This window comes from Serratia sp. MMO-28 (assembly GCF_037199905.1).
Lineage (GTDB): Bacteria > Pseudomonadota > Gammaproteobacteria > Enterobacterales > Enterobacteriaceae > Chania > Chania oryzae.
The window spans coordinates 286,377-301,977 of sequence record NZ_JBBCVB010000003.1 but is presented as its reverse complement, the minus strand read 5'-3'; the positions used below and the strand labels follow the sequence as shown (position 1 = coordinate 301,977).

The following is a 15,601-nucleotide window of genomic DNA, read 5'->3' as shown; positions in this document are numbered from 1 at the left end:
ATACCTGTTCACTTTATTCAAGAAAAACACTGGCATCATCGGGAGGGTCCATATACGCCTGTCGTAGCCGGCCGTGATGCGCCGTGGTGGAGTGAGGGGAGTCGCGCAGCGACCGCCTGATATGGCAAGGGCCGGGGTGCAGGGGGCTGGCTCTTGAGCCCCCTGCTCGGGCGCGTTCACTGTATTACCGAATGAGCACAAGATATTTAGCGACCGAAAGTCAAATCGATCATACCTCGCTTACCTAGACGAAAGTACCGTACTGCGATACAGCACATGCTTGCGCAGTGGGTGCCCAACCGCCAAACGCGGATGGTCAAACGTTTCGCCGCTGAACCTCATACCAATGCGCTCCATCACCCGGCGTGAAGGTTGGTTGATTTCGGCGGTGAAGGACACTACCTCGGCAAGGTTAAGCGTATTAAATGCAAAGCTTAAGACGCCTTGGGCCGCTTCGCTGGCATAACCTTGGCCCCAATGTTCTGCCGCCAACCGCCAGCCGATCTCCACACAGGGGGAACAGGGCAAGTCGTCACCGGAGATCGCCAGCCCAACAAAGCCGATAAAGGGGGCACCGTCTTTAATTTCCACCGCCCAAAAACCCCAACCCTGCTGCTGCATCAACTGGCGGATACGATCTGCCAGCGCATCGCTTTCTGCACGGGTTAAGACCGCAGGGAAATAGGTCATTACCGCAGGATCGGCATTCAGCGCGGCAAAAGCGGGCAGATCGCTGTCCTGCCACTCACGCAGCCGCAGTCGTTCTGTTTGGAATGAGATAATCGTCATCGCTGAGTGCCTGTGTATGAATCAACGAAACAGCGTTTGTGCCCAACGTGCCAACCCGGCGGTGACCGAGCCGAAGTCGTTGCCGCCGACGATCGGGATCCCCGGCAGTTGCTGTTGTAACGCGCTGCGCAACAGCGGCGAACGCGCGCTGCCGCCGGTCAGGTAGATCACCTGCGGCGTGCACTGGCTGGTGGCCAGTGCGGCGCTGACCTGTTCCTGAATACGCAGCAGCGGTTGCGAGATCGCCTCGGCCAGTTGATCCTGGCTGATGGTTTCTGCCAGATCCGCTTGCACAAAGGCCAACGACGTGCGGACGTTGGCCTGATCGGACAGTGCAATTTTACTCTCTTCAGCCGCGCGTACCAGCCGGTAGCTCAGGCGTTGCTGGTAAACCTTCAGCAGGCGTTTTACTTTTTCCGGTTCGGCGGCATCGCGGATCAGGTCGTGCAGCAGGCGGCCATTGGCGGTGCTGTAAAAGTCGTTCTGGGCCGGAACGTCGTTGGTTGCCACCGCATTCCAGTAAGGCAGAGCGGGCAGGGCGATGCCTTTTTCGGTTTCGCCACCCATGCCGAACAATGGCATCAGTTGTTTGAACGCCAGCATGATATCCAGATCGTTACCGCCCACGCGGCAGCCGCTGTGCCCCAACAGGCTATGCTGACGCTCGGCCCGATCGCGCCATTGTGGGCCCATCAGCAGCAGTGAGCAGTCGGTGGTGCCCCCGCCGATATCCACCACCAGCACGGTTTTCTCTTCGCTCAGCGTGGCCTCAAAATCCAGCCCGGCGGCCACCGGTTCAAACTGGAATTCAATCTGCTTGAAACCGGCGCGAACGGCGGCGCGTTGCAAAATCCCCTGCGCCTGTTGGTTGGCTTCTTCACCGCCGATACCCTGGAAGTTGATCGGCCGGCCAATCACCGCCTGATCGATACTGCTTTGCAGCACGCCTTCCGCCTGGCGTTTAATGTGGAACATCATGGCGCACACCAGATCTTCAAACAGCGCGATCTGCTGCGGTTTCAGGCCGTTAGCCCCGAGGAAGGATTTGGGGGAGCGTACGAAATAGACCTCTTGCGGATCTTCAATGTAGTGCGCCAGCGCCTGCAGGCCGAACAGCACGCTGTCGTTCTTGACCGGGATATCTTCTTCACGGTTGAAGGCGATGGCGCGCCGCAGCAACTGCTGGTTTTCCTCGCTGCCGGTAGGCACCTGCCAGTGGCGATGCAGGCACTCGCTCACCGCCTCACGCGTCGGCGCGCACAGCATCGAAGGTAGATAGGGTTCGTGGTTTTCCAGTGTCAGTAATTCGGGGCCGTTATCCCGCATCACGGCGACGGAACAGTTGGCTGTTCCATAATCGAAGCCAATAAACATTTATTTCAATTTCCCCATGCCAATGAAGGGGGGCGACTTTACCTGAGAGTCTCGGCCTGGGCAACCCGTGTGGGCCCGTGGCAAAAAATTTAGCGCGGTTCGTACCGGCATGCTTAACTTAGGCGGTTCAGGTTAATGTCCGATTCCCGCACGTCAGCCACAGGGCCGAGCCCCATAATGAAGAAAAAACAGACTCTGAGCGTTAGCATGATGGATCAACAACAGGCGCTATACTCCGCGTTGAGCGCACGCGATCGTAAGTTCGACGGGCGCTTTTTTGTCGGCGTGTCTTCCACCGGTATTTATTGTCGGCCAGTGTGCAGTGCGCGCACGCCAAAGATCGAAAACTGCACGTTCTACCCGAGCGCCGCCGCCGCCGAACTGGCGGGTTTTCGCCCTTGCCTGAAGTGTCGGCCTGAATTGGCACCGGGGTTGGCGCTGATCGACCTCGGTAACCGCTATGCGCAGGTAGCCGTTCAATTGATCGAACAGGGCTATCTGTCAGAGCACAGTTGTGAGCAATTGGCTACCCGCCTGGGAATTTCCGATCGCCATCTGCGGCGCATTTTTGCCGAACAGTTCGGTGCATCGCCCATCGATTACGCCCAGTCGCACCGTTTGTTGCAGGCCAAGCGCTTGCTGGCGGATACCGATCTGCCGTTGAGCGAGGTGGCGTTTGCCGCCGGGTTCGGCAGCCTGCGCCGTTTTAACGAGCTGTTTAAAGCACGCTATCGCCTGATCCCTTCCGCGCTGCGCAGTACCGCTGGCCGCGTTGATCGCGCAGCGACTAGCGGGCTGGTTTTCCATCTGGGGTATCGGCCGCCTTACGATTGGCCACGGATGCTGGCTTTCCTGCAAGCGCGCGCGGTGAATGGCGTGGAACATGTCGCAGGTAACCAATATTGGCGTTCGATCGCCGTCCAGCAGGGGGGCGTTGCCTATTGCGGCTGGGTGAGCGTGCAACCGGACGAAGCCCGTAACCGGGTGCGGGTGGAGGTGGCTCCAGCGCTCAGCCGGGTCACCACCGAGGTGCTGCGCCGCATCCGCCAACTGTTCGATCTGGATGCGGCTCCCGATCGCATTGCCGATGCGTTGGGCAGCCTAGTGGCGGATGCACCGGGCCTGCGGTTGCCGGGATGCGTTAACAGCTTCGAGCAGGCCACGCGCGCGATATTGGGGCAGTTGGTCAGCGTGAAGATGGCCGCCACCTTTGCCGGGCGCATGGCGCAAAACTGGGGCACTCCGCTGGCGCAGCCTAACGGCAGCATCACGCATGTGTTCCCCGAAGCGGCCAAGGTTGCGCAACTGCAACCGGAAGAACTGCGGCCATTAGGGATCCAGCTTAAACGCGCGGCGGCGCTGATCGGAATGGCCAGAGCGGTGACGGAAGGGCGCTTGCAACTGGATAACATATTGGATATTGAACAAGGCATTAAAACGTTGACCGCGCTGCCGGGCATCGGTAGCTGGACTGCCAACTATATTGCGATGCGTGCCTGGTCATGGCCGGACGTTTTTCTTGCGGGGGATTATCTGATCAAACAGCGCTTTCCCGGCATGAGCCCGCGCCAGATAGAGCAATACGCCGAACGCTGGCGGCCATGGCGTTCCTATGCCACGCTGCATCTGTGGCACAACGGCGGTTGGGTACCTTCAACTGATGCCGAAATGGTTATCGTCAAGTAACTCCGCCAGCGGTTTTGCCACTGCGACAACATCACCGTCCACCAGATCGATGTCAATCTCCGCCAGCATATTCAACGTTTCCGGCAGGTCTACTGGCCCTGCCAGCGTTTGGGTATGTATCCGATGCGCCGCGCTATTGAGCATCGATACCATCAGTTCGTCCATCTGATTGCTGTGCACGTTGGTGATAAAGCGTTCATCGATGCGGATGTAATCAATCTTTTGGCTATTTAAGCGATCGAAGGCATTCAAATTACGCCCGAAGCCATTCACGATCAGTTTGCAGCCCAGTTGCTGCAGTTGGTGAATAAACTCACCAACCTGTTCCGCATGCTCCAGGATGATAGCTTCCTCAACCATCAGCAGCAGCGACTGGCTCGGTAAGGCTGATGCGGTCAATTGTTTTAGCAGCTCCTGTTGGAATGTGCTGTCCAGCAAGCTTTCTGTGGCCAGTGGCAGAGCAATGGAAACCCCCTTATCGTGAAGGGGGTGTGCATACTGCACCAGGATTTGTTTGATCACCCAGCGATCGATATCTGGCAGCAGGCTATACAACTGAGCGGCAGCGAGGAAATTATCGAACGTCAGCAGGCGCTCATCGGGGGAGGTCACCTGCACTGCTAGCTGATAGAAACAGATCGCCTGCGGCGTTTTGGGCGGTGCCGCCGCCTTGACGTACAGTTGCAACTGCTGCTGTTCAATAATGTTCATCACCTCCTGGCGCGTCAGCAGTTCGTGTTGGCGCTCCAGCAGCTGTTTTTGCCGGGCTTCATAAATATAAACCTGACCACGGCCAAGATGCTTAGCGGTATAACAGGCGAGATCGGCCTGCGCCATCAGTTCGCTGCTCTTGCCGCTGGTAGCGTTGATCTGGGTGATACCGACGCTGGCACCCACAGAATAGATTTTGCCTTCCCAATAGAACGGATGTGCGTTGATTTGCGCGACCATCTGTTGCATCAGCGATTTTGCCTGTTCCAGCGAGCAGTCGAACAGGATCAAGCCGAATTCGTCTCCGCCCAGCCGGGCCAGGCAGTCGCTGTTACGTAACTGACGTTGCATCAGTTGGCCAATTTCCTTCAGTAAGGTATCACCGGCTGCGTGTCCGGCGCTGTCGTTAACCACTTTGAACCGATCGAGATCGACGAAGGCCAAGGAATGTTGTTGATCGCTGTCGGCAGCGCTGGCAATGGCGCTTTTCAGCCTTTTTTCGAAGCTGGGCCGGTTTTGCAGGTTGGTCAACGCATCGTGCGAGGCGCTGTAACTCAGCTTTTTCATCAGTTCCCGCGAGGCGCTGACGTCCTGCAGCACCATCACCGCTCCCATCACTCCCCCTTCAAGGGTTTTCAGCGGTGAAACGGAGGCTTGTACGTCGAAACGGCGGCCATCACGGCTGTGCAGCACCAGAGCATAATCCGTCGGAAGGGGGGGGCCGTCCTGCAGGCAGGACTGTACCGGGTTTTCGACCTCAGGCCCGTCTTTGCCATTGGTGATACGCACTACGCCGGTGATGGGCATGCCGAGTGCCAGTTCCAGTGGCCAGCCGGACATCTGCTCGGCGATCGGGTTCATAAAGGTAATGCGCATCTCGCTGTCGGTAGAAATCACCCCTTCTCCAATTGCATCCAGCGTGATGTGCAGGCGCTCTTTTTCTTCATGCAGTGCTTCGGTCAGCGCGACGAATTCCGTCATGTCAATATTGGTGCCCAGCAGGCGCTGTGGTTTGCCATGCTCATCCAGCAACAGGTTACCTTGCCCACGAATATGACGCAGGTTGCCTTTGCGGGTCAGGATACGGAATTCGGTGACGAACAATTGTGGACGTTCCATAACCTGGGCGATCAGTTGATTGAGACGCGCCAGATCTTCGGGCAGCAGCAGTGAACGCCACAGCCCTGGGGTAGGTATCTGATCCTGGGGCAGGTCGTACAGCTCGAACATGCGTTTGTTCCAGATGAGCTGTTGCTTGTCGATTACCCATTCCCACACGCCGATCCCGCCTGCCAGATTGGCCAGCGTAATACGTTCTATCAGGAGGCGATTCTCAGCCTCAGCCTGCTTCAGGTTGTTGATGTCCTCTACCTGGGAAATAAAATACAGCGGTTGACCGCTGGGATCGCGCACCAGTGAGACTGCCAACAGCGTCCAGACGCTTTCACCATCGCTGCGGATAAAGCGTTTTTCCAGGGTATAGCTGCTGATATGGCCTGCCAGCAGTTCTTGCGACTGGGTCAGATCGGCATTCAGATCGTCTGGATGGGTGATCTCCTGAAAGGTCAGGCTGCACAGGGCTTCGGGCGGGTAGCGCAGCAGCTTGCACAGCGCCTGATTTACCTGTAACCATTTCCCTTCCGGCGAGACCAGGGCCATGCCGATAGCGGAATACTCCAGTGCGTTGCGAAAACGGGCTTCGCTCTCCTCGATATGCTCTTTTTCTACCCGGAAGGCGTGCATTACCATCACCATGACATGGGCCGAGATCAAAAGCAGAATGATTGGCAGATAAATTTCAACATTACCAAGGTACAGTCCGCGATCCGGGAAATGCATCAGTCCCAGTGAAACAACCATGGTGATGATCAGCGTGGTGGCAAAACAGATGATAAAGGCTTCGAGTCTGGGCAGGCGAATGGCGGCCCACAGGAGCGGTAAAATAATAAAAATAAACGGGTAGGGCAGGTTGGTCAGCGCCAGATAGCTGAAAACCAATGTCGCAATCAGGGTTAACAGTAGCTCAACCCGATTCAGCGTTTTCAGCATGGAACGACGATAAACCAATCCGATGGGCGCCAGCGCAAGTACTCCAACGGCCTCAGAAATAAACCAGGTACTGAATGACTGCCAGAAGGGTTGCCCAAGTTGAGTGGCCCAGTAGGTTGCCAGCAGAGCGCTGAACATGGGGGTAAAGATGACCGCACAGATGACAAATTTCAGCCAACTTGCCAAGCCGTTGAGCGGATCGGCAGGCTGCAGCACCCAGCGCAACAGCAGGGTACTGACGACCGCTTCCAGCAGGTTGGTCAGTGTCAGCTTGACCGGAAACCAACTGAAACCGAACAGAATAAAACTGGCCGTGCAGATGCTGGCCGCGCACAGCAGCAGCGGTAGCGGCCAGTGGTTGGGGGGATGCCGGTATAACACGATGATAATGGCGGCGGTCGGGAACCACAGTGGGGTAAAATCGCTGGATTCGGTCGACAGGGTCAGGCAAAGATATGCCAGCAGGAACACGACGATAGCCATCAGCAGCGAGTGAGCCAGTAGAGAGCTTTTGGGGGGCGTAGGATGATGTGCTGCGCTGATGTCCATGAGTAACCTTAACTGTACTATCAACCACGGGTAAAGAACATTACCGCTGAAAGTGGGGATTTTACTACCAACAGATTAGTATAATGCGTGATAAATGCCTATTAGCTGAGATTAAGCGGGCCTGGATAGTTCGTTGCTTGCCGGTGCATGCACCGGCAAAACCACGTTAGATCAGGAAAATGGTGGCCAGACCAAGGAAAATAAAGAACCCGCCGGTATCGGTCAGCGCGGTAATCAATACGCTGGAACCCACTGCCGGATCGCGCCCCAGCTTAAGCATGGTCATGGGTATCACCACGCCCATCAGCGCTGCTACCAGCAGGTTCAGGATCATGGCTAATGTCATCACGCCGCCCATGGCCAGATCGCCATACAGCAAGTAGGTGACTAACCCCATGATGCCCCCCCAAACGAAACCGTTGATCAATGCGACCCCCAGTTCTCTCAGCAGCAGCCGCGAGATATTACCGACTTCAATCTGGTGCAGCGCCAGCGCCCGCACGATCATGGTAATCGTCTGATTCCCGGTATTACCGCCAATGCCGGCGACGATCGGCATCAGAGTAGCCAGGGCTACCAGTTGTGAAATGGTATGTTCGAACAACCCGATGACGCGCGAAGCGATAAAGGCAGTGCACAGATTGATCGCCAGCCAGGCCCAGCGGGTTTTCACCGCTTTGCTGACCGGCGCAAAGACGTCTTCGTCCGGGCTTAACCCCCCCATGCGGCGCAGAGTGGTATCACTTTCTTCGTTGACGACGTCAACGATCTCTTCGATGGTCAGGCGCCCCATCAGTTTGCCCTTGGCGTCGACCACCGGGGCGCTGATCAGGTCATAACGTTCGAATGCGCTGGCTGCCGCCTCGGCTTTATCTTCAGGCTGAAAGGTGGTGGGATCGCTGTCCATTACCTGAGATACCAGGGTATGCGGACCGTTGAGCAGTATCGCCGTCAGCGGAAACTCACCGAGCAGCGTATTTTTGCGATCGGTGACGAACAGTTTGTCGGTGGCATCTGGGATGGTTTTACGCTGACGCAGAAAGCGATGTACGGTACCAAGGGAAACATCCGGGCGCACCGTGACCAGTTCGAAATCCATCATCCAGCCGACGGTATCCTTGCCATAGTGCACCATTTCCCGCACCTGCGTGCGCTCACCCGGCTCCAGCGACGTGAGCAGGCGCCCCATCAGGTTGCGCGGCAGATACTGGGCCAGGTAGGCCTGTTCATCGACGTCCAGCGTTTTGATTGCTTTGAGCAGATCTTTATCGCTCATCTCTTCGATCAGGCTATCCCACACCGGCTCCGCCACTTCCACCAGCGTTTGACCCCGTTTGGTGTTATCGACCAGCCGCCACAGCGCCAGACGTTGGTCTTGTGGCAGGGCTTCTAGAAGGTCTGCCAGATCGGCGGCGTGCATGTCTTCCAACAGGTGGGTAATTTCGGCCGTATGATCCAGCAGCTCGCTTTTGCTGAGTGCTTTCTGATCCCCAGGGCGGCCGAGAATACCGTCAACCAACTCTTTGTTATTTAACAGCAGACTCAGGATACGCTGACGGTATTCAGCGACCTTTTTGACATTATGTGTGGCGGTGGACATGGTGTTCCTTAACGCTGACTAGGTACAAACGGTTCCTTTACGACTATCTTTACAAGATAGAGCATAGCGGCGGCGGGCGTCATTTTTATGCAACCAGCGCGGAAGTGAGGAATAAGTAAGGGGTCTGAATGTATTACAGGCTGCTTAATTATTCGTTTCCACACGGATGAAAAGCGTGGAGGTTGTCTTGGTATTGAGCGAGAACTCACTGATTATCCAAGTCGATCTGATGACTCTGTGGACCTGGGGTCATACTTCTTTCCTGATGATGGGGAATGGCGACTATGGCAGCATACAGCAGACGGCCAACTAAAATGATAAAACTTATTAGTAGGACGATCTTGGTCATGCGCCCAGGCGTTTTTCTTTTCATATTATCATCCGAATCAGTTGCAGCCTTACGCCGCCCACTTTTAGAAGTGCTTATTTATTGATATTCAGTGAGTTAATGTCCTAATTCTATGTAGTGATGACAAAAGGTGTCTATTTATTTCTATCTTATTACATTATGCATTTAAGCCCTGTTTAGCTATTGTCTGATTTTTTGTTGAGTATGAGTAGGTTATTATTAGCAGGACAAAGCTCTTTTGAGTTTTTATTCATCTTTTCTCTATTAATTGATTATGGTCAAATCTTGAGCGATTGCAGCGAATAGAATACGCAGCCATTCTTGATGCTGAATCAGCGTATCTCAGCCGTGTTTGACGAATGGCATTGGAGTTAGATAGGACTCTTCTCTGCGATTTAAATTATGTTCAAGCGATGAAATGAATCACGCATGGGTGGATAAAGTGTTTTGATGAGTATTTTGAAATTCTGGAATAAGTTACGCGATCATTGGTGGGGGCAGCCTATTGTGCTGAGCCTGCTGATCTTGCCTGTTGCCGGTTGGTTATCGCCGCGTCTTATGTTGCCTGAAGGTAAGGCCTATCTGATCTATTTGCCTTTGGCGGTCTGTTTTTCTCTGCTGATGGTTTACGACTGGCGTGCACTGCCAGGGATCGCTGTGGCGGTTTTTATCCGTTATTCCGATCGCGCCGGGATCGATATCACGGTCATCATGACCCTGTTCTATTTGGCATGCCTGAGTATTTGCTGGTGGGGGTATCGCTACCAGTCTCAGAACCGCTGGTGTGCGGGTTTTTCAGAACTGAAGCTTGGCAAATATCGGCTTATCTGGCTGGTTGCCATGCCTCCGTTGCTATTTATCTTTGGCTTGAAGTTAATTATCGGCCTCGATCTGCTGCCCGATGAACTCGGGATGATGCCGGGTAACGGTATTAACCTGCATACCCTGGTCAATTTTCAGGCGGTGCTGATTGGCTGCCTCTCTTCTATGCAACTGTTTTACTTTGTGTTGCGGATTATTAAGAACCCCAGATTCGCCAGGGTGCTGTGGGGGCGCATTTGCCGCGAGATCGCGCCGTCGGTGAAAAAGAGTGAGCTGCAACTGTGGTTTTCCGTGCTATGCGTGCTGGTGTTTGTGCTGTCTTATCATACGGCGGACACCAATTATTTGCAGGTGCCGGATTACAGTCTGACTTTACTCTTGCCGGTGATGCTGTACAGCGCCATGCGTTTTGGCTACCAGTTTAATGGCATTATCTGGGCCGCAACCCTGATAGTCCTGTTCTTTAACTACCCAGGCTATGTGCAGTGGAGCAATTTGTTACATAACCTGACGATGATCTCTTCGATGATGCTGGCGTTCACGCTCAGTATTCTACTGACTTCGGCGGTGCATACGCGCCAACGGATGGATCATGCCAAGGCCCAGAGTGCTTCGTTGAAGGATCCGGTGATTGGCTTGCCTAATTTGCGCGCATTGAAACGCGATTTGGCGAAAACGCCGCGTTCTACCCTCTGTTTTTTGCGCATCTCCGAACTGGACCTGCTCAGCCGTAACTACGGTATGCAACTGCGCATCCGCTTCAAACAGAAGTTAGCCAGCACCTTGCGCGGAGTACTGGAAGAGGGGGAAGATGTTTATCATCTGCCGGGGTACGATCTGGTGCTGCGGCTGAATGGCTCTAACGCTGAAGCCAAGGTGGCCACCATCCAGAGTACGCTGGAGAAATTCCGCCTGGTGTGGAATGGCCTGCCGATTCACCCACCGCTGGGGATCAGCTATTGCGGTGTGTACTCAGAAGTGGCGCATTTGCATTTGCTGCTGGGGGAGTTGAGCTCATTGGCAGAGATGTCACTGACCAGCGGCCGGGCGGAGAACGTGCAGAACGATCATCACGTCGCACAGGAAGAGATCAAACGCAAAGTTGCCTTGCTGCACTGGGTACAGCGCTCGCTGGATAACGACAGCTTTGTCCTGATGGCACAGCCGATTGTCGGTGTGCGTGGCGATACGTATCACGAAATTTTGCTGCGGATGCTGGATGATGACAACAACACGGTGTCCCCTGGCGAGTTTATGCCGGTGGTGCATGAGTTTGGCCTGGCCTATCAGTTGGATCTGTGGGTGCTGCGTCAGACCCTGCAGTTTATGGATCAGCACCGGGAAGCCATGCCCAGCGCACGTTTTGCCGTGAATCTTTCCCCTTCTTCGCTGTGCCGCCCGAGCTTGTGTCAGGACGTGTACAGCGCGTTGCAACAATACCAGATTGAACCCTATCAACTGGCGCTGGAAGTGACAGAGTCTCATCTGGTGCAGGATGTGAAATATGCCAAGAACTCGTTGAGAGAGCTGCGCCAAATGGGGTGCCGCATTGCACTGGACGATTTCGGCACCGGTTATGCTACCTACGATCGCCTGAAAGAGTTGCATGTGGATACGCTGAAGATCGAAGGCAGTTTTGTGCGCGGTATGCTGACCAATAAGGTGGATTTCCAGATCATTTCGTCAATCTGCAAAGTCGCGTTGATGCAGCGGTTATCGATCGTGGCGGAATATGTGGAAACGGCGGAGCAGCGCGATGTGTTGAAAAGCCTGGGGGTGGATTATATGCAGGGCTATTTTATTGGTGAACCCCAACCGCTGGTGTCTTTGGCGCAGCCGGATGAAGAAGGGTAAGACCCTGAATAATCCGCGTTGCAGAAGGCCCATCAATGGGCTGAGTAATACAGCCAGCACCTGCCACTGAGATGTCGCCCTCTATGAAGAGGGCGACAGATTCATATCATGCCGAACGCTGTTCGTTCTGCTCAGCTTCTTCTTCGATCATCAACTGCCAGCCCACCACGTCATTCCAATAAGCCTGTTCACGCTCGAAATCCAGTTGCACCAGGTTATTCTGTGCCAGATAGCCAGCCGGGAAACGCAGCGTCCAATGGTTATCGTCGGTCACCAGGCGCAGCGTTTCGGGCGTGGTGGTAGATTGACGCTGATTGTTGAGCAGGGTGCTCAAGCGCAGTAACTGAATCAGCGGCAGATAGTATTTTTTCTTGAACAGGTTCAGCCGTGGTAACTCTTCCAGCTTGATCGCCTTGCGATGGAAGCGCACCAGGGCGGCTAATAACCACTGCTGCTCCTGATTAAAACCGGGCAGGTTAGTATTTTGCAGGATATAGGCCGAGTGGCGATGCATGCCGCTGTGGTTGATGCTCAGCCCAACCTCATGCAGCATCGCAGCCCATCGCAGCAAGGCTTCCAGTTGCGGTTGCACCAGTTTGGTATTTTGCGCCATCCATTGGGCATACAGCAGTTCCGTGGTGTCCAGAACGCGTTTGGCCTGCTCACGGTCAATATTGTAGTGATCGGCCAGGCTGGTTGCCGTGCGGCTGCGGATATCCTGGTGGCGGAAGCGGCCTTCCATTTCATACAGAACGCCTTCACGCAGCGCCCCGTCAGATAGACGCAGGTCGCGGATGGCCAGCGCATCAAATACCCCACACAGGATAGCCAACCCAGGTACAAACACCGATTGGCGATCTTCCGTCAGCCCCGGCAAACTCAGGGCGCTGAAGTTTTTAAACTGCAGAACCTGTTCCACCAGCATTTCCAGGCGCTCCGGCGTGATCAGGCCGTCTTTTTCGCCGCTCGCGACCAGCACTTCATGGGCGGCCTTGATGGTGCCGGAGGCACCCAGAGCGTATTGCCAACCCTGAATACGGTATTGCCAGGCCAGGGTTTCCAGCTTCTGCGCTGCGGCCAGCCGTGCGCGCCTGAAGTTGGTTTTGCTGATTTCCCCCTCGGGGAAAAACTGTTGTGCGAAGCTGACACACCCCATGCGGCGGCTTTCCGCCAGCAAGGGTTCGAAATCCTCGCCAATCACCAGTTCGGTAGAACCACCGCCGATATCGATCACCAGCTTGCGGCCTTTCTCCGGCTGGGTGTGCTCCACCCCCATAAAGATCAGACGTGCTTCTTCCTGCCCGGCGATAATCTCGATTGGATAAGGGATTACCTTGGCCGCCCGTTTCAGGAAGACTTCCGCATTCACCGCCTGACGCAGAGTATGTGTCCCGACGATGGTGACGTTATCTGCCGGGAATCCTTGCAACCGCTCGGCAAATAGTGCCAGGCAGGCCAGGCCGCGCTCCATGGCCTCTTCGCTGAGGACATTGTTACTGTCCAACCCATCGGCGAGGTGTACCCGCTGTTTTAAACGCCCCAATACCTGTAAGGCGCCGTTGACGACGCGAGCAATCACCATGTGGAAACTGTTCGACCCAAGGTCGATGGCAGCGATTTCCTGCGGTTTATTGGCTGTAGTGCTTTTTAGCGGCATAGTTGCTGGCCTACTTTCCCGGTTGTTCCAGAGCTTTTAAATACTCATAAATAGCCACCTGGGCGCGCACTTTGCGGCGATTACCGCGCGGCACGTACTGGTTGCTGAGTTCTTTATCGATATAACGGGCTTTGACCGTATCGCTGAACAGGATCTCCAGAATATCCAGAACGCGCTGTTTCAGCGCCGGATCCAACAGCGATACCGCCACTTCGATGCGGTAATCTATATTTCGGGTCATCCAGTCTGCTGATGAGAGATACACCCGTTTGTCACCTTTGTTTTCAAATACGTAGACCCGGTCGTGTTCCAGGTAGCGGTCCACGATGCTGATCACCTGAATATTGTCACTGATCCCCGGCAGGTTGGGAATCAAAGAACACATCCCACGCACCAACAGGCGAATTTTTACCCCGGCAGCGGCAGCGGTGTACAGCCGATCGACCAGCCCCTTATCCACCAGATTATTCACTTTCAACATAATACCGGCGTTTTCCCCGGCTTGGGCGGTGACGATTTCACGATCGATCAGCTCATACAGCATCCGCCTGGAGTTCTGCGGTGATACCATCAAATTGTCGAAGGTGACCGGCCGGTATGGGTTTTCGATAAAATTGAACACCCGGCGTACTTCGTTGGTGATGCGTGCATCGGCGGTCAGCAGCGAGTAGTCGGTGTAAATACGGGCGGTCTTCTCGTTAAAGTTACCCGTACCTATATGAGCATAGCGCACAATATCATCGCCTTCACGGCGTGAGATCAGGAACAGTTTGGCGTGGATTTTCAGCCCCGGTGCGGAGAAGATGACGTGCACCCCGGCTTCCGTCAGGCGCTTGGCCCAATGGATGTTGGCCTCTTCATCAAAGCGGGCCTGCAGCTCGACCACCACGGTGACTTTTTTACCGTTGTGTGCCGCATGGATCATCGATTCAATGATGCGTGAGTCTTTTGCCACCCGATAAATGTTGATTTTGATCGCCAGCACGCTGGGATCGAACGACGCCTGGCGCAACAACTCCAGTACGTGCTCAAAGGTGTGATACGGGTAGTACAGCAGCACATCCTGCTCGCGGATGGCGTCAAAACCGTTGCGGAATTTATCGAACCAGACATGACGCAGGCGCGGCAGCGGGCGGTTGACCAGATTGGCTTTGCCAACGTTGGGGAAACTGATGAAATCCTTGAAGTTATTGTAACGCCCACCGGCGATCACCGAGTCATAGTTGGAGATCCCCAGCTTGTTGCGCAGCAACTCCACCATCTCATTGGGCATATCGCGTTGATAAACGAAGCGTACCGGCTCGGCGGTGAGGCGCTGTTTCAGGCTGGAGGACATCAGTTCCAGCAGGCTGGACTCCATCTCGGTCACCAGATCGTATTCCGCGTCGCGCGTCATTTTCATCGAATAGGCGTTGAGGGTGTCGTAATCAAAGAACCCCTTGAAGATATCGTCCAGGCAATAGCGCAGAATATTGTCCAGCAGGATCATCGGTTTGCGGCGGCGCGGTGCTTCCGGCGGCAGATTGACGAAACGCGGCACCTTGTCGGACGGAATTTCCAGCAGCGCATAGTCAATGCGCGTGCCGCGGATAATCTCCACCGCCAGGTAGGTGTAATCATCTTTCAGAAACTGCACCAGATTGGTGTCGTGATTAATCAGGATCGGCGTGATGTGCGGCCGCAGGTGCTGTTTGAAATATTGCCGCAGCCAGATTTGCTGGTTTTCCGATACCTGCCGCTCATTGATCAGGAAGATTTGATTGCGTGCCATTTCCAGCAGCAGATCGTTGTACAGGCTGTCGAACTCCTGATCGGTTTTTAGCACCTTGGCCTGAATTTTTTTCAGCAAATGGCGCGACATACCCCCCGAACCCTGTTCCTCGCTGATTAAGATGCGCCGTTTCAGTTCAGCAAAGCGGACTTTATAAAACTCATCCAGGTTATTGGAGTAAATGCCCAGAAACCGCATGCGCTCAATCAGGGGATTGCTCTTATCTGCGGCTTCCTGCAATACACGCTCATTAAAGGATAACCAGCTTAGTTCTTTATCGATGTAGAGCTTTTCCTGACCCATTGCCACTCCAGTTCAATTTTAGAAAAGGACTCGGGACACCGCCCAGTGTCTTACTTCATTATTGCGAGAGATTGCCAGGAATGTCCA

General features: G+C 54.7%; 9 protein-coding genes. 2 read left to right on the top strand and 7 right to left on the bottom strand.

Annotated features, from left to right (window positions below; all coding sequences use genetic code 11):
• Positions 1 to 240: 240 nt before the first annotated feature.
• Both WG891_RS04440 and yegD read right to left on the bottom strand, forming a co-directional pair.
• Positions 241 to 789, bottom strand: a complete 549-nt coding sequence (locus WG891_RS04440) for a GNAT family N-acetyltransferase (protein WP_337263430.1) — start codon at positions 787 to 789, stop codon at positions 241 to 243.
• Positions 790 to 810: 21 nt separating this feature from the next.
• Positions 811 to 2,163, bottom strand: coding sequence for a molecular chaperone (gene yegD / locus WG891_RS04435; protein ID WP_337263431.1), 1,353 nt, complete (start codon positions 2,161 to 2,163; stop codon positions 811 to 813).
• A gap of 177 nt (positions 2,164 to 2,340) precedes the next feature.
• Here yegD and alkA point away from each other — a divergent pair, with 177 nt between their 5' ends.
• The gene (gene alkA, locus WG891_RS04430; RefSeq protein ID WP_337263432.1) at positions 2,341 to 3,849 is read left to right on the top strand and encodes a DNA-3-methyladenine glycosylase 2; all 1,509 of its coding nucleotides are present in this window, start codon (positions 2,341 to 2,343) and stop codon (positions 3,847 to 3,849) included.
• On the opposite strand, the gene WG891_RS04425 is transcribed toward alkA, so the two are convergent.
• The 3 genes from WG891_RS04425 to WG891_RS04415 form a co-directional block, all read right to left on the bottom strand.
• Entirely contained in the window at positions 3,817 to 7,158 is a 3,342-nt protein-coding gene (locus WG891_RS04425) for a diguanylate cyclase (protein WP_337263433.1), read from the bottom strand. The genes alkA and WG891_RS04425 overlap by 33 nt on opposite strands.
• Positions 7,159 to 7,324: 166 nt before the next feature.
• Entirely contained in the window at positions 7,325 to 8,758 is a 1,434-nt protein-coding gene (mgtE, locus tag WG891_RS04420) for a magnesium transporter (RefSeq protein ID WP_337263434.1), read from the bottom strand.
• A 205-nt stretch (positions 8,759 to 8,963) separates the two neighbouring features.
• Positions 8,964 to 9,131 carry a YfgG family protein gene (locus WG891_RS04415; protein ID WP_337263435.1) on the bottom strand — a complete coding sequence of 56 codons (168 nt, stop codon included), beginning with the start codon at positions 9,129 to 9,131 and terminating at the stop codon, positions 8,964 to 8,966.
• Positions 9,132 to 9,557: 426 nt separating this feature from the next.
• Between WG891_RS04415 and WG891_RS04410 the strand changes: the two genes are divergently transcribed.
• A complete protein-coding gene (locus tag WG891_RS04410; RefSeq protein ID WP_337263436.1) occupies positions 9,558 to 11,783 on the top strand; it encodes a sensor domain-containing phosphodiesterase in 2,226 nt (741 codons plus the stop codon).
• Positions 11,784 to 11,889: 106 nt separating this feature from the next.
• Here WG891_RS04410 and ppx read toward each other — a convergent pair whose 3' ends face one another.
• Both ppx and ppk1 read right to left on the bottom strand, forming a co-directional pair.
• On the bottom strand, positions 11,890 to 13,440 hold the full coding sequence (gene ppx / locus WG891_RS04405) for an exopolyphosphatase (protein ID WP_337263437.1): 1,551 nt from the start codon (positions 13,438 to 13,440) through the stop codon (positions 11,890 to 11,892).
• A gap of 10 nt (positions 13,441 to 13,450) precedes the next feature.
• Entirely contained in the window at positions 13,451 to 15,514 is a 2,064-nt protein-coding gene (gene ppk1 / locus WG891_RS04400; protein WP_337263438.1) for a polyphosphate kinase 1, read from the bottom strand.
• Positions 15,515 to 15,601: the final 87 nt, after the last annotated feature.